The organism is Dietzia sp. JS16-p6b, from assembly GCF_003052165.1.
In the GTDB taxonomy this organism is placed as follows: domain Bacteria; phylum Actinomycetota; class Actinomycetes; order Mycobacteriales; family Mycobacteriaceae; genus Dietzia.
Map to the genome: position 1 here is coordinate 2,915,409 of NZ_CP024869.1, position 19,752 is coordinate 2,935,160.

At 69.8% G+C, this 19,752-nt stretch carries 19 protein-coding genes and 3 pseudogenes; 12 read left to right on the forward strand and 10 right to left on the reverse strand.

The window, feature by feature from the left end; genetic code table 11:
- Positions 1–134: 134 nt before the first annotated feature.
- The 6 genes from CT688_RS13405 to CT688_RS13430 form a co-directional block, all read right to left on the reverse strand.
- Positions 135–647 (reverse strand): hypothetical protein, encoded by a 513-nt coding sequence (locus CT688_RS13405; protein ID WP_107757305.1) that lies wholly within the window; start codon positions 645–647, stop codon positions 135–137.
- A 40-nt stretch (positions 648–687) separates the two neighbouring features.
- Complete coding sequence (locus tag CT688_RS13410; RefSeq protein WP_107757306.1) at positions 688–1,035, reverse strand: hypothetical protein; 348 nt, start codon at positions 1,033–1,035, stop codon at positions 688–690.
- Positions 1,036–1,132: 97 nt separating this feature from the next.
- Positions 1,133–1,702 carry a DUF6328 family protein gene (locus CT688_RS13415; RefSeq protein WP_231750345.1) on the reverse strand — a complete coding sequence of 190 codons (570 nt, stop codon included), beginning with the start codon at positions 1,700–1,702 and terminating at the stop codon, positions 1,133–1,135.
- 271 nt (positions 1,703–1,973) lie between these two features.
- A complete protein-coding gene (locus CT688_RS13420; RefSeq protein ID WP_231750346.1) occupies positions 1,974–2,495 on the reverse strand; it encodes a hypothetical protein in 522 nt (173 codons plus the stop codon).
- On the reverse strand, positions 2,488–4,113 hold the full coding sequence (locus tag CT688_RS13425; protein WP_107757307.1) for a sodium:solute symporter: 1,626 nt from the start codon (positions 4,111–4,113) through the stop codon (positions 2,488–2,490). Before CT688_RS13425 ends, CT688_RS13420 begins: the two co-directional genes overlap by 8 nt.
- Positions 4,110–5,765, reverse strand: coding sequence for an AMP-binding protein (locus tag CT688_RS13430; RefSeq protein ID WP_107757308.1), 1,656 nt, complete (start codon positions 5,763–5,765; stop codon positions 4,110–4,112). Before CT688_RS13430 ends, CT688_RS13425 begins: the two co-directional genes overlap by 4 nt.
- A 115-nt stretch (positions 5,766–5,880) precedes the next feature.
- Between CT688_RS13430 and CT688_RS13435 the strand changes: the two genes are divergently transcribed.
- The 5 genes from CT688_RS13435 (at position 5,881) to CT688_RS13455 (ending at position 11,587) form a co-directional block, all read left to right on the forward strand.
- The gene (locus CT688_RS13435) at positions 5,881–6,660 is read left to right on the forward strand and encodes an enoyl-CoA hydratase/isomerase family protein (protein WP_107757309.1); all 780 of its coding nucleotides are present in this window, start codon (positions 5,881–5,883) and stop codon (positions 6,658–6,660) included.
- Between the two features lie 13 nt (positions 6,661–6,673).
- Complete coding sequence (locus tag CT688_RS13440; protein ID WP_107757310.1) at positions 6,674–8,389, forward strand: helix-turn-helix domain-containing protein; 1,716 nt, start codon at positions 6,674–6,676, stop codon at positions 8,387–8,389.
- 263 nt (positions 8,390–8,652) lie between these two features.
- Positions 8,653–9,288, forward strand: coding sequence for a SipW-dependent-type signal peptide-containing protein (locus CT688_RS17525; RefSeq protein ID WP_197431426.1), 636 nt, complete (start codon positions 8,653–8,655; stop codon positions 9,286–9,288).
- A gap of 56 nt (positions 9,289–9,344) precedes the next feature.
- Complete coding sequence (locus CT688_RS13450) at positions 9,345–9,953, forward strand: signal peptidase I (protein WP_197431427.1); 609 nt, start codon at positions 9,345–9,347, stop codon at positions 9,951–9,953.
- A complete protein-coding gene (locus CT688_RS13455; RefSeq protein WP_107757312.1) occupies positions 9,950–11,587 on the forward strand; it encodes a hypothetical protein in 1,638 nt (545 codons plus the stop codon). The genes CT688_RS13450 and CT688_RS13455 overlap by 4 nt, the downstream gene beginning before the upstream one ends.
- Before the next feature lie 63 nt (positions 11,588–11,650).
- Here CT688_RS13455 and CT688_RS13460 read toward each other — a convergent pair.
- Positions 11,651–12,201 (reverse strand): annotated as a pseudogene (locus CT688_RS13460) (helix-turn-helix domain-containing protein).
- 131 nt (positions 12,202–12,332) lie between these two features.
- Here CT688_RS13460 and CT688_RS13465 point away from each other — a divergent pair.
- Positions 12,333–12,974, forward strand: a complete 642-nt coding sequence (locus CT688_RS13465; RefSeq protein WP_159078013.1) for an AzlC family ABC transporter permease — start codon at positions 12,333–12,335, stop codon at positions 12,972–12,974.
- The gene (locus tag CT688_RS13470) at positions 12,967–13,284 is read left to right on the forward strand and encodes an AzlD domain-containing protein (RefSeq protein ID WP_107757314.1); all 318 of its coding nucleotides are present in this window, start codon (positions 12,967–12,969) and stop codon (positions 13,282–13,284) included. The genes CT688_RS13465 and CT688_RS13470 overlap by 8 nt, the downstream gene beginning before the upstream one ends.
- Positions 13,285–13,380: 96 nt before the next feature.
- Here the strand turns inward: CT688_RS13470 and CT688_RS13475 are convergent, their stop codons facing one another.
- Positions 13,381–13,845 (reverse strand): MarR family winged helix-turn-helix transcriptional regulator, encoded by a 465-nt coding sequence (locus CT688_RS13475; protein ID WP_107757315.1) that lies wholly within the window; start codon positions 13,843–13,845, stop codon positions 13,381–13,383.
- Between the two features lie 149 nt (positions 13,846–13,994).
- Between CT688_RS13475 and CT688_RS13480 the strand changes: the two genes are divergently transcribed.
- Together CT688_RS13480 and CT688_RS13485 are read left to right on the forward strand one after the other, a co-directional pair.
- Positions 13,995–15,023 (forward strand): hypothetical protein, encoded by a 1,029-nt coding sequence (locus CT688_RS13480; protein ID WP_107757316.1) that lies wholly within the window; start codon positions 13,995–13,997, stop codon positions 15,021–15,023.
- A gap of 100 nt (positions 15,024–15,123) precedes the next feature.
- Positions 15,124–15,669: a hypothetical protein gene (locus CT688_RS13485; protein ID WP_107757317.1), complete on the forward strand. Its 546-nt coding sequence runs from the start codon at positions 15,124–15,126 to the stop codon at positions 15,667–15,669.
- Between the two features lie 160 nt (positions 15,670–15,829).
- Here the strand turns inward: CT688_RS13485 and ccsB are convergent, their stop codons facing one another.
- Both ccsB and CT688_RS13495 read right to left on the reverse strand, forming a co-directional pair.
- Entirely contained in the window at positions 15,830–16,858 is a 1,029-nt protein-coding gene (gene ccsB, locus CT688_RS13490) for a c-type cytochrome biogenesis protein CcsB (RefSeq protein WP_107757318.1), read from the reverse strand.
- Positions 16,855–18,546 carry a cytochrome c biogenesis protein ResB gene (locus tag CT688_RS13495; RefSeq protein ID WP_107758213.1) on the reverse strand — a complete coding sequence of 564 codons (1,692 nt, stop codon included), beginning with the start codon at positions 18,544–18,546 and terminating at the stop codon, positions 16,855–16,857. The genes ccsB and CT688_RS13495 overlap by 4 nt, the downstream gene beginning before the upstream one ends.
- 147 nt (positions 18,547–18,693) lie before the next feature.
- Here CT688_RS13495 and CT688_RS17810 point away from each other — a divergent pair.
- The 3 genes and pseudogenes from CT688_RS17810 to CT688_RS13510 all read left to right on the forward strand — a co-directional run.
- Positions 18,694–18,843, forward strand: a pseudogene (locus tag CT688_RS17810) (SDR family NAD(P)-dependent oxidoreductase); the annotation flags it as partial.
- A 23-nt stretch (positions 18,844–18,866) separates the two neighbouring features.
- Positions 18,867–18,998, forward strand: a pseudogene (locus CT688_RS17815) (IS30 family transposase); the annotation flags it as partial.
- 18 nt (positions 18,999–19,016) lie between these two features.
- A complete protein-coding gene (locus tag CT688_RS13510; RefSeq protein WP_031943942.1) occupies positions 19,017–19,736 on the forward strand; it encodes an enhanced green fluorescent protein in 720 nt (239 codons plus the stop codon).
- Positions 19,737–19,752 lie beyond the last annotated feature (16 nt).

Sequence of the window (19,752 nt, forward strand, 5' to 3'; positions counted from 1 at the left end):
GCCCGACGCATGCCCGGGTCCGCGTGCCGGTCACGCTCACCGAGGTTTTGGTCGTGGTTATCGCGCTGACCGGGGCTAATCTTCGCGCTGAGCACGACCGAAACGCAGGAGACGGCCGGCGGATTCGATGGGGACTACTGCCGACCTTGCGGGAAGAAGCGCCCGAACCCGCGCCTCCCGGCGGAGTCGTACTGATGAACCAGGGTCCTCAGCCGCAGGGTCAGCTCGTCCATGCGTGCTGTCCGCCCGAGTAGCTCGTCGATCTCGTCGGCTCCCGGGCGGGCATCGTTGAGCAGCGCGTCGGCGTCTTCGAGGACATCCAGGAACTCCGGGTCCCGCGCCGCCCGCTCCTCGATCTTCGGAAACCTCTCGACCAGTGAGGTCCCCACCGCCCGGCTCTCGCGCAGGTCGTACCAGGACTCGACCGTCAGTGAGAGCGCCCTGTGCGCCGCGTCGTGGGCCGCCTCGACAGACGCCGCTGCCTTCGTGGCCGTCACCTGAAGCGGATCCACTCCGGCCAGCAGCCGGCGGCGGTGGGCGAGTTCGTCGATCGCCGAGCGCACCAACCAGGTGGTGTACCAGAACCAGCCCGCGATCACCGCCAGGAACAGCAGGCCGATGACCACGGGAACGATGAGCCTCACCACGGTGCCACCTGCTGGACAGCGCGATGACGGGGCACGATCCTCACCCTGCCACCAGCGCGAGCACGATCCCCAGCGGGATCGCCAGGGAGACCGCGGCGCCGACGAGCTTGGCGACGGCCGACCACAGCAGCCGGGACGCCTCCGTCTGCGCGCCCTGCTCGTCCATCACGCAGGACTCGCGGGCCGCGACCTCCACCCGGGTGGCCGTCGCCTCCGGCCACCCGCGCGGCACCCGGCGCAGCGGATTACGGCCGAGCCCGTCGGCGGTCAGCGCCGCACGTTGGCCGGACCACTCGCGCAGCGCCGCGTCCAGTCGGGTGCGGGCCTGCTCGGCGGCAGCGTTCTGATGCCGGTCTACGGAACCGGAGTACATCCCCATCGCCGACATGGGCTACGGCCACCTCCCCTGCGCTGTCGCGGGCCGGGTCATGGCCCATTGTCCCACCCGCAGATGACGACGCCGTGTCATCGGCGTACGCAGGTGCTCATCCCGCGTAGTACGGGGTGGTCGCGGCGCGATGGCGGACCCGGGCGGGCAGGACGAACAGCATGGCGGTCACGAGGACCGCCATCACCGCCGCGGCCACGAGCCCCGCCACCGGCCCGACCACCAGCGAGAACACCAGCGCGGCGAGGCCCACCAACGCGATCGACAGCATCGCCAGGCCGACCCGGGCGAGTGTTGCGGACAACTGCAACACCCTGTCCTTGCGGTGGGAGCGGAACACCGCGCGGTGGATCATCACCGGAGCCAGCAGCACCACCGTCGACGCGAGCGCAAGCGTCAGGACCACCAGGTAGAGGGCTCTGCCGCTGGCTCCGATGTCGGCGAAACGGTCCTGGAACGGCACCACCAGCAGGAAGCCGGTGAGCACCTGCCCGCCGGTCTGCACGATGCGCAGCTCCTGCAGCAGCTCGATCCAGTTGCGGTCGATCCGCTGCGCCTCGGTCTCATCGCGCTCCTCGGCTGGTTCCTCGCCTGGGTCCCCGGCTGGGCCCTCGGCTAGGTCGCCGGCCGTGCCGTCGCCGGGCCGGCCGTGTTCCTCGGAGTTCATCTCGCTCCCTTCGCCGCGTGCTCCCATCGTCGTCCGCCCGACTCAGCGACGGAAGCACTCTCAGCACATCTGCGGGCCGAACCCTCGACAGCCGCGCGCAAGAACTGCAGCCGCACGGGAGTTTTCCTGTGCGGCTGCAGTCTTCGCGCGCGGCTGCGGGGAGGGCGGGGAGGGTGCGGCTGCGGGTGGAGCGCGGCTGCAGTCTTCGCGCGCGGCTACCGGGAGCGCGCGGCTGCCGGGGAGCGCGGGCCCAGCAGCCGCCGCAGCGGCCTCAGACGGCGGCAGCCAGCCGCTTCTCGTCGATCGTCCGGTCGAAGACCAGGGCATAGAGCAATCCGGCACCCACGGCTGTGTAGGGCCAGAGAAGATAGAAGATCACACCCATGGACATCGGCAGGCCCCAGAGCATCGCCTCGCCGCCCGCCGTGAGGATCGACCACAGCACCAGCACGCCCAGCCCCGAGCAGTAGGCCACGATCGCGAGTGTCGACACCCTCTCCCAGGACCCGTCGGACTGCAGGGAGCCGAGCAGCATCATGATCACCGCGAAGATCGGCACGGCGATGAACACCATCTGCCACGTGTCGGTGACCATCCCGAGTAGCGCGAACGCCGCCACCGCCACGAAGGCGTGGATCAGCATCCCGGCGCGCTTGTGGTCGGGCTCGGGAGCGTCCCCGGGGTCGAGCAGGGCCGACTCGGCGGCGGGGTCGAGGCCGCCGTCGAGCGCCCGGCCGTGTGCGCCCTCGAGTCCGCGGCCGCGCGCAGCGGGATCAGAAGCGTGATCAGACATGGTCGTTCCTTTCGGTGGAGGCAGCCCGGGAGGACACTGCGGTGGAGGTGGCCCGACGGGACGCTGCGGTCGAACCGGCCTGGGAGGACGCCGCGGTGGTGGTGTCCGCAGTCGGGGCGGCCCCGCCGCTGAGCCGCGGGTCGGTCACGGAGCTCCGGCCGCCGTAGAGGAACTCCAGGGTGGCGTCGGGGTGCCGGTTGGTGGTCATCAGCGACACCACGTAGAACAGCACGATCGACACGAGCAACGAGATGCCGCCGACCTGCATGAACGCGGGAACGGAGATGATGTCCCGCGCGGCCAGGGAGGTGATGATCATGTTGCCGAGGATCGCGAACGCCACTGTCACGGTTGCGGCGGTGGCCGTGGCGCGATGCCAGTAGATGGACATGACCACCGGCCCGACGATCGCGGCGGCGAAGGCGGCCCAGCCCAGCGCGCCGAGCAGGAACACCACCTGCGAGAGGAACAGGGTGAGCAGGACCGACAGCACCACCAGGGTGAGGCTCGCGATCCGGCTCCACAGCAGCTCGCGGACCACCTTGATGCCGAAGGCGCCGGGCAGGTCGCGCATCATCGACGACGCGCCGATGGTGATGAAGCTCGAGGCCGAGGACATGATGGCCGCCAGCAGGCCGGTCAGCGCGATGCCGCCGACGATCGGGTTGGTCACCGAGTCGAGGAACCAGATGGCGGTGTCGTCGATGTTCTCGAGCTCGGGCGCGTCGCCGGTGAGGGTCATGGAGCGGGTGGCCAGGCCGATGCCGACGGAGAACAGAGTGGTGATGGCGTAGGCGATGCCCGCCACGGCCGCACCCCACTTGAGCTGGGTCATGTCGCGGAGCATGAGGAACTTGGTGAGCAGCTGCGGCTGTCCCACGGCGCCCACGAAGATCAGCAGCCCGAAGGCGAAGATGTAGGTCGGCGCCTGGACGCCGTCGATCGAGAGCATCTCCGCGCTGCCTGCCGAGATGGTGTCGAGCATGGGGTGCCAGCCGCCGGCCACCTGGACGGCGAAGAAGAACAGCCCCACGGACATGACCACCATGAGCACGCCCTGCACGAGGTCGGTCCACACGGCCGCGAGCATGCCGCCGGCCATCGTGTACGCGGCCACGACCATCGATCCGATCCACACGCTGGTGGGGATCGAGGTGCCCAGCAGCAGCGAGATGATCACGCCGATCGAGGTGACCTGGGCGGTCATGTACGCGATCGAGGCGATGAAGATCGCGACCGACATGGTGGCGTGTGAGGTCCGGTCCTGGAACCGGACCCGGATGAGGTCGGGCACCGAGTAGACGCGGTGCTTCTTGCCGATCCAGTTGAGGCGGCTGCCCAGCAGGAACCAGGCGACGGCGAAGCCGAAGGGCGCGAGCAGCCCCACGGCGATGAGCGCCTGCAGGCCCCAGGCGTAGGTCTGGCCGGTTCCGCCGACCATGCCCCAGCCGGACTGGATGGAGGAGAAGCTGGCGATGGCCATGACGAAGAAGCCCAGGGACTGCCCCGCGACGAGGAACTCCTTGGCCGACTTCATCTTGGTGTTGGCCCACGCGCCGATGGCGAACATGAGCACGAAATAGGCGAGCACGACGCCTATGACGACGGGGTTGTTCATGAGGGATCCTCAGGGGTCGGTCGGTTGTGGTCGTTACGCAGCGCGGCGCGGCGGATCTTTCCGGTGTTGGTGGTGGGGAGCTCGTCGAGGAACCGCACCTCCCGCGGGTACTGGTAGAAGGCGAGTCGCTCCTTGACCAGGGCCTGGATCTCGCGGGCCAACTCGTCGGTGCCGCTGGTCCCCTCGGCGGGGACGACGTACGCGACGATCGCCTCTCCGCGCAACTCGTCCGGCACGCCGATCACGGCCACCATCTCGACCCCACTGTGGCGCAGGATCTGGTCCTCGATCTCGCCGGGGCCCACGCGGTAGCCGGACGAGGAGATCAGGTCGTCGTTGCGGCCGGAGAACCAGAAGCTCCCCCTCTCGTCGACCCTCGCCAGATCCCCGGTGTGCAGCACTCCTCCGGCGGTCTTCTCCGCGGTCTTGTCGGGCGCGTTCCAGTAGCGCAGGAACGCGTTGGGGCTGGGCAGGCGCACGCAGATCTCGCCGACCTCACCCGCCGCGACCGGCTGGCCCGCCTCGTCGATCAGGACCAGGTCGAAGCCGGGGGTGGGGCGGCCCATGGAGCCGGGCGGGGTCGCGAACTCCGAATGACAGGTGCCCACGATCAGATTGCATTCGGTCTGCCCGTAGATCTCGTTGACCTGCACCCCCAGCGCCTCGCGCGCCCATTCGGCCACGGCCTCGCCCAGCGCCTCGCCCCCGGAGAACACGGCCCGCAGCCCGGTGGTCGAGTAGTCGACCTCGGACGCGCGCATCATCTTGAGGATCGTCGGCGGCAGGAACGAGCAGGTCACCCCGTGCCGCCGCAGGATGTGCTCGACGGTCTCGGGGCTGGGCCGCCGGGCCGAGGCCACCACGGGTACACCGCTGTAGAGGCTCGGCAGCAGCACGTCGAGCAACCCACCGGCCCAGGCCCAGTCGGCGGGGGTCCAGAACACGTCGCCCTGCTCGGGGAACCCGTCGAGCGCGCGGACCACCCCGGGCATGTGCCCCAGCACCACGCGGTGCCCGTGCAGGGCGCCCTTGGGCTGGCCGGTGGTCCCGGAGGTGTAGATCAGCAGGGCCGGGTCGTCGGGCCCGGTGTCCGCGACGACGACGGCGAGGTCGGCCGAGTCCGTCACCGACAGCGGCAGCGCGGTGAGCGCCCCCGCCTCCGCGGCCGGCCCCATCTCGCCGGCGACCAGCACCGTGGCCAGCTCGGGCAGTTCGGCCAGTTCGCCGGCCAGGCGCGCATAGCAGTCCGCGTCGAACACCGCGGCCACGGCCCCGGAGTCACCCATGCGGAACAGCGCGGCCTCGGGGCCGAACTTCACCGAGAGGGGGACCGCGATCGCGCCCATGAGGTAGGCGGCCACGTGGGCCACGGCGGTCTCGGCGGACTGCGCGCACATCACGGCGACTCGGTCGCCCTCGCCGACCCCGCGGTCGCGGAGAAAGGTGATGAGGCGGCGGGCGCGGTCGCCGAGCTCGCCGAACGTGGTGACCTCCGGCGGGTCGTCGCCGCGGTCCACCACGATCGCGGGGGATTGCCGCGCATGGGCGTCCGTGCAGGCGGCGCCGATGTTGAATCGGTCCGGGATCTCCCACTGGAAGCCCTCGGGCCCCAGCGGCGGACGCCAGGGCCGTGCCTGGACGGTCGATGGCATGGGTTCAACTCCTCAGTCTCTGTGAGCCCCCTCACTCGGATGAGCTCGCCCCACGACGGTATGAGTGGCCTGGTTCACATACAATGGAGATTCCCCCTACGTTCGGAGCCCCTGCATGTATGAATTCCTATCCCTCGACGTCGTTGACGGACTGGCGACGGTCACCCTTAGCCGCCCGCCGGTCAACGCCCTGTCCCGCGGCATGCAGGAGGAACTGCGGGCCGTGGCGCAGGAGGTCTCGGGGCGCACCGACGTCGACGCCGTGGTCTTCACCGGAAGCGACCGGGTCTTCGCCGCCGGCGCGGACATCAAGGAGATGCGGCAGATGCCGTACGCGCAGATGCTCACCGAGGCCCGCGAGCTGCAGTCGGCGTTCACCGCGGTCGCGGAGATCCCCCAGCCCACGGTCGCCGCGATCACCGGCGCAGCACTCGGCGGCGGCATGGAGCTGGCGCTGTGCTGCGACCGGCGGATCGCCGCAGAGAGGGCCACACTCGGCCAGCCCGAGATACTCCTGGGCATCATCCCCGGCGCCGGCGGCACCCAGCGGCTCGCGCGCCTGGTCGGGCCCGCGGTGGCCAAGGAGCTGTGCCTGACCGGTCGCACGCTCACCGCCGCCGAGGCACTCGAGCTGCGCGCGGTCGACGAGGTGGTCCCGGACGGCCAGGCCACCGCCCGCGCGACCGAGTGGGCCCGGCAGTTCGTGGGCGGCCCCCGGATGGCGCTGCGGGCGGTCAAGGAGGCCGTGGACCGCGGCATCGAGGTGGATCTGGCCACCGGCCTGAGCATCGAGCGCGCCCTGTTCGCGGCGCTGTTCGCCACCGAGGACCGCGAAGTGGGCATGCAGTCGTTCATCGACTCCGGGCCCGGCAAAGCCGACTTCCTCGGGCGCTGAACCCCCCTTAGCCATGGCCGTCGACCTCGCCCTGGGACTGCGGGACGTCCTCGACGCGGCGGCCGAGCTGGCGGCCGCGCAGGACGAGGACGCCGTGCTGCACATCGCCATCCGTCGGGCCCGCCAACTCGTGGGCACCGACCTGGCGTACGTGATGCTGCTCGACCCCGAGCGCGGCGACACCTACATGCGCATGGCCGAGGGCGCCACCAGCCCCCGGTTCGACACCATCCGTCTGGGCATGGGGCTCGGCCTGGGCGGGCAGGTCGCCGAGGCCATGGCACCCCGTTGGACCCGCAACTACCTGGCCGACGAGCAGTACACCCACGTGATCGACCCGATCATCCGCGAGGAGGGCGTCAAGGCGATCCTCGGCGTGCCCGTCCGCACGCATGGCCGGCTCACCGGAACACTGTTCACCTCCGACCGCGGCGAGCGCGACTTCACCCAGGACGAGATCACGCTGGTCGCGCTGCTGGCCGACCAGGTCTCCGCGGCGCTGTCCGCCGCTGAGCGCGCCTCACGTCGCCGACGCGAGCTGGACGAGACCCGCGACGCCCTCGACGCCGAGCGCGCCCGGTCCGCGCGACTGGCCGCGACCGTCGCCCTGCACGAGCGCCTCACCCGGCTGGTCGTGGCCGGGGCCACCGTCCCGGAGATCGTGGACCTGCTGGTCGACATCGAGGGGGGCACCGCGGCGGTCTTCGACCTGGCCCACCGGGAGATCGGCGCGGCCCGGTCCGCCGAGGGACCGCCGGCCGAGCTGCTCCGGCGGGTGCTGGAGGAGGCCGCCGCGGACACCGAGCGGATGGTCACGCGCCAGTCCGGCGGCCACCTCGTCGTCGTCAACCCCGTCGTCACCGGCTCCGACCACCTGGGGTACGTCACCTACGCCAGCCGGGGCTCGGTCCCGGCCATCGGACGGGTGCTGGAGCGGGTGAGTTCGGTGATCGCGCTGATCCTGCTGGGCCACCGCGCGCGGGACGAGGCCGACAACCGCGTCCGCGGCGAGCTCCTGGCAGAACTGCTCTCCCCCGGTGAGCACGACCTCGAGGCGATCGGCCGGCGGGCCGCGCTGCTGGGCGTCGACGTCCACTCCGACCTCATCGCGCTGGTGATCACCCCCGCCGAGCCGCGGATGACCCGGGCTCTACAGACCGAGTGCCGGTCGCTCGCCCGGGCCGACGGCGGGCTGGTGACCACCTACGGTGACCGCGCGGTGATGCTCCTACCCGGGTCGGATGCCGGCGCGACCGCCCGCGACGTGGCGACCCGGCTCAGCCCGCACTCGGCGACGGTCGGCGCCTCCGGCCCCGCCGGCGAGTTGGTCGCCGTGGCCGACCACGTCGAGCGGGCCCGGCGCGCCGCTCAGCTACTCGTCGCTCTGGGGCGTGCGGGCGAGGGCGCGGCGACCGAGGAGCTCGGCCTGTACGGACTGCTGTTCAGCGAGGTCGACGCGGAGGACGTCACGCAGTTCATCGACCGCAACCTCGGGCCGGTCCGAGATCATGACCGCGACCGGGGCAGCGCCCTCATGGAGACCCTGAGCGCCTGGTTCGCCGCCGACGCCAGTCCCTCCGCCACCGCCGACCGGCTCTACATCCACGTCAACACCGTCTATCAGCGACTCGACCGGCTGGACTCGGTTCTCGGCGACGGATGGCGCCGCGGTGATCGCGCGATGGAGCTCCGCTTGGCGCTGCGGATGTGGGAGCTCCGCGGCGCCTGAGCGTGCTCAACCTGAGCGCATGCCGAGACCTGATTTAGCGTCCAGGTAACCCCGCGGACACATCACGATTCACGACCAGAACATGAGAGTGCCGTCATAACGGCAGTTGACGTTGATATTTGGGCGCGATTCGCGGAAATGTGAGTTTGTAGACAGAAGTGACATTTCCGTTTGCTACTGGCGAGTAGGTAAACGATAATAAATGCGATGCGTCAACAACCTGCGTTGGCGACGACCCTCACCTACGCCAGAAAGGCCCACCCATGAGCACCACGCCCACCCCCGCCCGGACCGCGCCGAAGCAGAACCGCCGCAAGAAGGCCCGCGCCATCATGGCCTCGGGTCTGGTGCTGGGCGTCGGCGCCGCCGTGACGCTGGCGGCCTGGTCGGACACCGCGTGGGGCGTGAGCGAGTTCGGCACCACGGGCAGCGACTTCAACATCCAGGCCCACTTCAACGCCGCCGAGGGGTGGAACGAGTTCGTGACCAAGGACAAGGCCGGCACCATGCAGTTCGGGCCCGCCTCCAAGGCGCTCGTCCCGGGCGTGCCCGTCTACCAGCTGGTGGGCCTGCGGGAGAACAAGGGCAACCTCGGCGCCAACGTCACGATCTCGCAGCAGAGCGTCGCCACCAACGCCCTGACCAGCAAGGTCGCCGTCTCGATCGCCGAGCTCGGTGGTGGCTCCACCCCGCCGTCCACCTGCTCGTCGGCCGCCACCAACTTCACGACGGTGGGCACGCTCGCCGCTCCCACGACCCGCACCACGCGGGTGGAGAAGAACGCCTACACGTGGCTGTGCTTCCGCGCGCAGCTCGACGGCAGCGCGGGCCTGGACTCGGCCGGCATCGCGCCCGCCCCCGTGTACTGGACCTTCGACGCCCAGAGCGACGACGCCTGACCGCGCCTCGACCTTCCGACCCGAGACCGGCCGACGACACGCGAGAGATGACAGCCATGCAGAGCGCAACGAGTGCCCCCCACGGCAGCGCCCCGGTCCGTCCCGTGGGAGCGCACCGCGCACCCGGTCGGTCGGTCGGCTCCTACCTCGCCGGCGGGTTGGCCAACCTGCTCGCCGCGGGTGGCGTGGTGGCGGTCGGGCTCGTGCTCGCGGCGGTGACGATGAACATCACCCTCATCATGTTCAAGACCGGGTCCATGTCCCCCACGATCCCCGCGGGCTCGGTCGCAGTGGTCAAGCAGATCGGTGCGGACGAGATCCGGGTGGGGGACGTGGTCACCGTCGACAGGCCCGGCCGGCTGCCCGTCACCCACCGGGTGATCGAGGTCCACCCGCAGGCGCCGGGTGAGGCGCTCATCCAGATGAAGGGGGACGCGAACCCCAACCCCGACCCGGGGATGTACCGGGTGGAGAGCGTGCGCAAGGTGCTGTGGTCGGTGCCCGGCCTCGCGAACGCGATCGTCTGGGCCGGCAACCCGCTGGTCCTGGGCTCGATCACCCTGCTCGCCGCGGTCGGTGTCCTGTGGACCTTCTGGCCCGGGCGCGACGAGGACGACGACTCGGATGCAGGCGCGGACGCGGACGACGACGAGGACGCACGGTGACCGGTCTGCAGCATCCGGTGCGCGCGCTCGTCGCCATGTTCGGGGCCCTCGCCCTGGTCATGACGACGGCGCTGGCCGTGGGCACCATCCGGCCCACCGAGGCGGCGTGGGCCGACCGGGCGATGGGAGCCGCCGAGTTCGGGGCGAGCCCTGATGGCGGCAGGAACTTCGCCCGGTCCGCCGCCGGCTACGGCGCACTCAAGCCGTGGCTCTCCGGGGCGAGTGCTATCGGTTCGGTCCAGCGGGAGGTCACGCCCTCCACCACCTGGATCGCGCGCTCCGCCAGCCCCAGCAGCTGGAGCACCGAGTCGGTGGGCACCTTCCTGAGCTCGGTGCGGGCCAGCGCCGAGACGCGCACATGCGCCCGGCGCGACAACCGTCAGCCGGACGACTGCCGACCGCTTCCCGATCAACCGGAGGCCGGGGCGGCGGCGAGTCACGCCGTGTCCCAGGTCCGGAACGTCGATGCATCGGCCCTGGCGCTCCTCGTGAGAGTGCCGCTCGTCCGGACCTCGTCGACCCCCATCACCGCCACCGCGTCGTGCACTCCGGGCGAGATCGGGCGAGCCGGGCTCGCGGGAGACCCGGTGACGATCGGCGGCAACCTCTTCGACTCCGGTGATCGTGTCCAGATCCCCGCACCGGGGCGGCAGACCACCTTTGTCAGAGACATCGGCCTGTACACCTACCACGGCGTCCTCCAGCACCATCACGTGGTGTCGAACGGGTACGCGATGTCGCAGCTCCGCCTGTACGTGGAGGCGTCCGGGGATGTCCTGGGGTCGCAGCCCTGGGTCCTGCACATGGTGCTGGCACATGCGGAATGCGGTGCCTCCCGGCCCGTGACCAGCGCGCCCGTCCGGCCCGACGTGTCCTGGCCGGCTCCGCTCCCCGAGCAGTCCGCCCGGATGATGTCGATGCGCGCGGCCGCGGTCAGCGAGTCAGTCGCCACCGAGGGGGAGCCCGGCCGGCCCGTCGAGGCCGAGCCCGGTCAGACCGTCGAGGCCGAACCCGGTCGGTCTCCCGCGACCGATGACGTAGAGCTCCCCGCTCCGGTCGTCGTCGAGCCGCTGCCGGGCCAGGCCACCGAGGCCGACGCGATCGCCGGGCCCGAGCCCACCGGCCCCGCCTCGTCCCCCACCGTCGAGCCCGGCCCGCGGCGACCGGTCAGCGTCACGCCCGGCCGGTGGTTCACCCTGGTGAACCGGGACGGCGTCGAACTCGGTTCGGCGAGGATCGATGGGATGGTGCGGACTCCGGGCTGCGGCGTGGAGCTCACCCTGAGCATCGCCACCTCCCCCGAGTCGGGCCCGGATCGTTGGTCCTCGCTCGGTCCCGCTGACGTCGCCGAGCTCCGGTCCGGTGGCGCGACCCGCGATGCCCGGGCGGTCAGCTCGGACTGCGAGGGTTCCGCGGCCTCCACCACCACGCGTCTGTCGCCGGACCGCGAGTACGAGATCGTCCTGGCGGTCCAGCTCGACGACTCGGCGAAGCGTGCGATGCTCCGGCCCGAGGGCACCGCGGGCTGGGCCTTCGATCTGCCGCCGCTGACCGAGGTCGCCGTCGTCGCCACCACAGCCACCACGACCACCTCGACCACCTCGGCGATGCCGTCTGCCGAGTCCGAGGGCTGACCGGAGACGGTCTACTGCCGCGTGGCCGCAGGCATACCCGGCGTCACCTTCGGGGCGGCTGGCCTATCTGACCTCGGAGATGAGCACCGCGGTGGTTCCCTCGTGCTGGGCGTCGAAGATGTGCGGGGCGTCGCCGGGGTAGCTGAGGTAATCGCCGGGTGACAACTCGACCGGAGCCGCCTCCGGGCCCACGAGCGCGGACCCCGACACCAGGATCACGTGCTCGACGGTGCCCCGGACATGCGGCGCGGACACCTTCGGACCACTGGGGTCGGCCCGGATCAGGTACACGTCCCGCCGTGCATGGGGAGGGCTGGCCGAGAGGAGCGCGGCCACGTAGTCCGCGCTGGCCGAACGGATGAGCGGAGCATCGGCGGCTCGGATCAGCGTGACGGGCTCGACGTCCTCGTCCACGAGACGGGCGAAGGGCACGCCGAGCGCATCCCCCAGTGCCCACAGGGTCTCCACGCTGGGGTTTCCCCCGCCCGATTCGAGTTGGGACACGGTCGCCTTGGAGACCCCGAGCGTCGTGCGAGCTCGGATACCGACAGGCCTGCTGACGTGCGCTCCCGCTTGATCGCGCTCCCGATCCTGGCTCCGAGCTGGGGGGTCATCCGTTTACTATAACGAACGAGTGATCAGCTTGACAGGCGTCCCGCCTGCGTTCACCATACTGTCCATGCGTCCATTATGGCGAACACCGTCGCCCTCTGCGTCCACTGCGTCCACTGCAGTCACCAGGCCCGTGTCGACCGCCGCGGCGATCGCGACGGCGATAGCCGTGGTCGGGATGGCCTACGGCTCGGCGGCGTCAGCGGCAGGCCTACCCCCGTGGCTCGTCGTCCTCGCCGCAGCCCTCGTCCTCAGCGCGTCCTCGGAGCTGGTGTTCGTCGGAGTCGTCGCGTCGGGCGGCCTGCTCTGGATCGCGGTCGGCGCCGGCCTCCTGGTGAGCCTCCGCAACGCCGTCTACGGCCTCTCGGCGTCCGCGTTCCTGCCCGACCAGCGCGCCCCCCGACTGCTGTGGACCCACCTGGTCAACGACGAGAGCGTCGCCGTGGCCACGGCCCCGCAGCACCCGTCGCGCCGCTTCGCCGCGTTCCGGACGGTGGGCATCGCCCTCCTGGTCGCGTGGCCCCTCGGTGCGGCGATCGGAGTCGGCGTCGGATACGTCCTGCCCGATCCCGGCCAACTGGGGCTCGACGCGGCGTTCCCCGCCGTCTTCGTCGCGATCATCCTCGCCGCCGTCACCCGTCGCACCGCCGCCCCCGCCGTCGCCGGCGCGACGCTCGCCACAGCTGCCGCCCCGTTCGTGGCCGCCGGACTGGCCCCCGTCCTGGGACTGTTCGGCCTGCTCACCGCTGTGCGGCGGCGGGGCGACCATGCCTGACCCCGCTCTCATCCTCGCCGTGGCGGCCCTCGCCGTCGGCGTGTACGCCATCAGACTGGCCGGGGTCCACGTCGGAAGGACGCGCGCCTCCCTCCAACTCCACCGATGGTGCGACCCGGCGGTGATCGTGCTGCTCGCCGGCGTGGCCGCCACCGCGACCCTCTACGACGGGCAGGCGTTCGCCGGATGGGCCCGCATCGGCGGGGTGGCCTCGGCCGCCGTCCTGGCCGCGTTGCGCGCACCGCTGGTCGTGGTGGTCGTCGCCGCCGTCGGGGTGACCGCCGCTCTCCGAGCGCTCGGGGTCCACTGAGAGGGTGTGCTGACGGGAGTAGCGCACGTCGCGCCCGAACCCGTGGCGGTCGAGCCCAGCGGCCCCGGGTTCAGCACACGGTCAGGCACTCTCGGGTCAGGAGTCGCGCATGACCTGATCGAAGAACGTGTCGAGGCGGGTGAACAGGCCGAGGAGCGCCTCGAGGTCATCGGGAGCATCGCCGTAGACAGCGGCAGCCATCTCCCTGTACATGGCGTTGACGCCGTCTGCGACCAGGGCCCCGGCGTCGGTCACCCGGACCTCCCGGGCCCGGGCGTTTCCGGCCGGCTGGTCGACGACGACGAGGCCACGCTCGCGCATCCTGTTCAACGCCTGCGAGACGGCCGACCTGCTCACCCCGGTCCGCTCGGCGAGCTCGCTGGGCGAGATCGCGCGTTCGGCGGCGACGAGGTGACAGACCTCGGCCTCCACCATCGTCAGTCGATCGCCGGTTCCGTAGTCGCGGGCCAGCCGCCGAGAACGCTGAACCTTGTCGAAGACCCGCAGCATCGCGGTGGTGACCGCGGACTCGAGCTCGGCGCGGGCGCGATCGGCACTCATTCTCAATCCGTTCCTGGGGGTGGACCCACCGTACGCGGTCGGCTACGGTGAAGCGACTTCACTATTAAGTGGCTTAATTATTTCGGTGGGGCGTCGAACTCGCCGTAGCCGAATCACCGAGCCACGCCCGGCCCCCGGAGGAACCACCCATGACAGCTGCATATCCCGGCGACGAGTACGCGTCCCCAGGACACCCCCACGGCGCCACGCTCCAGCCCAAGAGCCTGTTCGCCCAGATCTATGAAGTGGCGTCCACCTCGATCTCCACGGTGATCAACGCCGCGCGACGCTTCGCGCGGACTCGCTGGAACTCCCGGGCCCCGGGTGACTCGGTCGCCGCAACGGCCACGGCGACCGTCACCGACACCGCATCGCGATCAGAATCCGCCACTGCACCGGGCGACAGGAGTTCGTCGTCACTACTGAAGGCACTGCTCGGTGTCCTTCGCCCACGCGAGGACGGAAAGGGGCTCTCCTCACTCCAGAGAGGACTCTTCGGAGTCCTCGCCGCCTTCTTCGCGATCCATCCGGTCTTCTGGTTCCTCGAGACCAAGGTCGGGATTCCCCAGCAGATCACGTCGACATCCATGGTGCTCTGCGTCGTAGGGCTCTTCGCCACAGCGCTGGCGTTGCCCTGGATGCGGCTTCCGGGCCAGGAGGAGCGCACGCGGGCAGAGCGCCTCGGCGCGACGATCATCGTCTGGGTGTTCATCGCTCTGGCACCGCGATTCATCTGGGAGCTGCCCTGGCTCTTCTTCTTCGACAAGATCAAGGAAGGGGTCCTCAACCAGTCCCTCTGGACCTACATGTGGGCCCCGGTGCTGATGGGAGGCGATGCCCGCTACCTCAACGGGGACCCACTGGTCGTCACCATGGAGTGGATCGCGGTCGTCGTGGGCGCGTTCGAGCTCTACGCGATCATTCAATTCTTCCGGAACGGCAAGCGCTTCACGGTCAACCAGCTCGGGCTGATCATGTCCGGAATGGTCGTGGAGGTCACGTTGCCGGCGGTGTACTTCGGGGTCGAGATCGCCAACAAGCTCGAGAACATGTCCAGCCCGGTCGAGATGTGGGTGAAGTTCGTCCTGCTCAACCTGCTGTGGTGCACCATGCCGATCCTCACCTTTGTCTGGGGGCTGAGGCGGATCGGCAGCCAGGACCTCGCGGTGAAGTTCTAGCCGGTGGAACTCTCGCTCCGCGCGGGCACGCGTCCCGCCCCGTCGGCGTCCGGTTCGACCGTTGACCGCGAATCGGCCGCCGGCGGGGCATCATGATTCCATGACCAGACCCTCGAACACCTCCGCCATCGCCTCCGCCACCGGCCGACCGTGGGAGGAGTGGGTCGAGATGCTGGAGCGGGCCGGCGCGCGGGAGATGCCGCACTCGGCGATCGCCAAGGCGACCCTGGAGATGATGCCGGAGTCCGTCGAGCGCGCCGAGTGGTGGGCCCAGGGCACGGCCATCGCCTACGAGCAGCACGCCGGACTGCGGGTTCCGGGGCAGTCGTGCACCGGCGACTTCCAGATGTCCACCTCGCGGACCATCAGCGGGGACATGGACACGGCGCTGCAGGCGTGGGTGGCGCTCGCGGGCGACCGCGAGGAGTTCGGCGGCGTCGGGATCGAGGCCCCCGCGACCACGTCGAGCAGCGAGAAGTGGCGCTACTGGCGGGTCCCGCTGGCCGACGGCACGCGCGTGGCCCTGAACTTCAGCGACAAGAAGAACGGCAAGGCCTCGGTGGGGCTGACGCACACCAAGCTCGACTCGGCCGAGGCGATCAGCTATTGGAAACCCGTGTGGAAGGACCTGCTCGCGCAGCTGTGAGGGGCTGCACGCACCCCTGTGCCAGCCCCCTGTGCCAGCCGCTCCCCTGGACGTACTCCTGCCGTCACTTATGCGCAGGCGAGAGTTCATCGCGACGGGCGGCTGTGCGAGGAGTGGGCAGGCGCTCGCGCGGATGCCCGGCACGGCGGGGCTGGATGCCTCAGTTCAGCCCGGCGTAGGAGTGCAGGCCCGAGACCACGATGTTGATGAAGAACAAGTTGAACACCAGCACCGCGAACCCGGCGATGTTGATCCAGGCGGCCTTCTTGGGGCCCCAGCCGCTCGTCGCGCGGGCGTGGAGATACCCGGCGTAGAGCACCCAGGAGATGAAGGACGCCGTCTCCTTGGGATCCCAGCCCCAGAACCGGCCCCACGCGCTCTCCGCCCAGACCGCGCCGAGCAGGATGCCCACGCTGAAGATCGGGAAGCCGATCACCGTGGTGCGGTACGCCAGACGGTCCAGGGTCTCGGCGGCGGGCAGCGGCCGGGTCAGGGCCGCTCCCCAACCCGTCTCCCGGCCCTGCGGCTGCCAGACGCGCAGCAGGTACATGATGGACACCACGCCGGGGACGAGCAGGATCCCCGAGCCCAGCGCGATGATCGACACGTGGATCGGGAGCCAGTACGAGCGCAGTGCAGGCACCACGGGCGCGGCGTCGGAGTACAGGTGTGTCCCGCCGACGAACAGCAGCACCAGCACCGGCACCAGCATGAACGGCCACACCACCTGGAGCGCGGGCTTGCGCAGCCAAATCAGTCCCGCGCCCATCGCCAACAGCGTGGTGCCCAGGATGAACTCGTACATGTTCCCCCACGGGAACCGGTCGGTGGCCAGCCCGCGCAGCACCAGCGAGGCGGCCTGGAAGACGAACCCGACGATCACGAACAGGTGCGCGATCCGCGCCCAGCGCATGCTGCCCGCCGAGGCGCGGTTCTCGTCACCGGTGTCGGTGAGCGAGGTGGACTCGGTCAGCCCGGCCCCCGTCGGGCCCGCCGCGGTCGACCCCGGCCCGCCGGCGCCCACCAGCTCGCGATCGGAGACCTTCGCCACGCGGAACCCCGCGTAGTAGATCAAGGAGGCGATCAGGGCCAGGACGTAGATACCGAACGCGGTACGGAACGCCAGGTCGCTGTACGTCGAGAGCGTCTCATCGATGGGCAGGCCCTGGGCGAGTATCAGAGTGTTCACCGGGTGTCGTCCTTCCGCGGAGCGTCGCCGGCGGAGCCGCGACTGGTTGCAGTGTGTCCCGAGTCGGCCTCCTCGGGCAACACGGGTGTGACGGTCGCCGCTGCGACCAGCCGGTCCCGGAGGTCGTCGAACTCCGAGCCCCAGCCCATCCGGTCCGTCCGGGCGAGGCCACCCAGGTCGACACGGGTCACCTCGTCGTCGTCGACGATCACGCGCGCCCAGATCCGGCGGCGCCGCACCATCAGGCTGAGGATCAACCCGCCCATCATGACGACGGCGGCCACGCCGACCCAGATCTGCGTGGGGTCCTCGGAGACCTGGATGTTGATGAACTCCTCGGCGCCGTCGAACCGGACCTCGGTGCCGTCGGGGAGGGTGGTGGACTCGCCGGGGAACAGGTTGACGCGCGCCTGCCGTTCGAGCGCACCCGACTCGATGAGATCGGAGTCCAGCGAGAAGATGGACTGCGGCCGCCCGGTGTCGAGCCCGGCGTCGCCCTGGTAGACGTCGATCGCCACCGCCGGGTCGTCCATGTTGGGAAAGCGCGAGCTCAGCAGGGTTCCGTCGAACGAGGCGGTGGGCGCGAACAGGCCCTGCACGGCGATCTGCTGGGTGCGTCGCTCGCGCAGGTCGGGGTACATGCCGGCCGGCGGGTCGAACCGCATGATGCCCGACGACAAGAAGGTCTGCAGCTCGGTGGGCTGCCAGTGCTGGGTGTCCGTGCGGGTCTCACCGTTGGGGAACGTGACGGTGAAGGTGGGCGCGAAACCGTGGCCCTGCAGGTAGACGCGGGTCGAGCCGATGCGCAGGGGGTGGTTGACCCGCATCTCGAACGGCTCCCACGTCTGCGGATCGGTGGTCGCGACCTCCTCGGTGAACCGCACGTTGGAGGTGAACATCTCGGCCTGGCCGTTGGGCAGGTAGTCGGCGCGGAAGTCCTCGATCTTGATGCAGAACTGCTCGAGATCGGTTCCGTCGACCAGCAGGCCCGCCCGGAACGTGTCGTACGCACTGGGGGTGGTGTTGCAGAAGGCCGGCGACTCGGCGTTGGCGATGATCACCCGCATCCCCTCGGCGTAGACGAACTTGCCCGCCGCGAACATGATGAGCAGGGCCAGCAGACCGAAGTGGAAGACGATGTTGCCCACCTCGCGCGTGTAGCCGCGCTCGGAGGAGAGCTCGATGGTGCCGGGGACGCGGCCGTCGCCGTCGTTGCGCCGCACCCGCCACCCCTTGAGCTCGGCCTGCACCCGGTCGGCGGCCTCCTCGGGCGTGACAGTGGTGCGGTACGCGGCGTGGTGGGGCAGGCGCGACAGGTTGCGGGGCGTGAGCGGCGGGGGCGTGCGCAGCTGCCTGACCAGCTCGAAGCAGCGCGGGGTGAGGCACCCGATGAGCGAGATGAACAGCAGGACGTAGATGGCGGTGAACCACCAGCTGGAGAACACGTCGAACAGCTGCAGTCGGTCGTAGAACTCGCCCAACCACCCGGCCTCGGCGATGTAGTCGTTGACGTTGCCCTCGTTGAGACTGCGCTGGGGCAGGAGCGCTCCCGGGATCGCCGCCACGGCGAGCAGGAACAGCAGGATCAACGCCGTGCGCATGGCGGTGAGGGTGCGCCACGAGTTGCGCAGGAAAGCGGTCACGCCTGCCAGCGGGGAGCGGGCGGCGGCGGTTCTGGGCTCTGACATGGGGTCCATCTGCGGTTCGCGGCGCGCCGACCTGTCGCGGCGCCGATTTCCCCCCAGGCTAGTCGGGCCCTCCTGAGCGGTTTCTGTGAGGGCTCGGCCCGCTCGAAGCCCCCCACCCTGGCGAGAACGTGTTCTACTCTCGGGGCCATGGACCTCCAGGGAAGATCAATTCTCGTCACCGGCGGTGGCAGCGGAATCGGCGCGGGCGTGACCGGGGAACTGGCCCGTCGCGGCGCACTCGTCACCATCATCGGCCGCGACGCCGGACGACTGGCCGAGACCGCGCGGCGCATCGGCGAGGCCACCGGGCCCGGAATTCTGATCATCATTCGCCGTGGCAGCGTGGGTCGAATGAGAATACGAATGGATTGGTCAGGGATTTTTTCCCGAAGGGCACTAATTTTGCTAAAGTAAGTGACGAAGAAGTTCAGCGGGCACGGATCCTAATTAATTAAGAAGGAGATATACATATGGTGAGCAAGGGCGAGGAGCTGTTCACCGGGGTGGTGCCCATCCTGGTCGAGCTGGACGGCGACGTAAACGGCCACAAGTTCAGCGTGTCCGGCGAGGGCGAGGGCGATGCCACCTACGGCAAGCTGACCCTGAAGTTCATCTGCACCACCGGCAAGCTGCCCGTGCCCTGGCCCACCCTCGTGACCACCCTGACCTACGGCGTGCAGTGCTTCAGCCGCTACCCCGACCACATGAAGCAGCACGACTTCTTCAAGTCCGCCATGCCCGAAGGCTACGTCCAGGAGCGCACCATCTTCTTCAAGGACGACGGCAACTACAAGACCCGCGCCGAGGTGAAGTTCGAGGGCGACACCCTGGTGAACCGCATCGAGCTGAAGGGCATCGACTTCAAGGAGGACGGCAACATCCTGGGGCACAAGCTGGAGTACAACTACAACAGCCACAACGTCTATATCATGGCCGACAAGCAGAAGAACGGCATCAAGGTGAACTTCAAGATCCGCCACAACATCGAGGACGGCAGCGTGCAGCTCGCCGACCACTACCAGCAGAACACCCCCATCGGCGACGGCCCCGTGCTGCTGCCCGACAACCACTACCTGAGCACCCAGTCCGCCCTGAGCAAAGACCCCAACGAGAAGCGCGATCACATGGTCCTGCTGGAGTTCGTGACCGCCGCCGGGATCACTCTCGGCATGGACGAGCTGTACAAGTAAAAGCTTGGGATCAAGA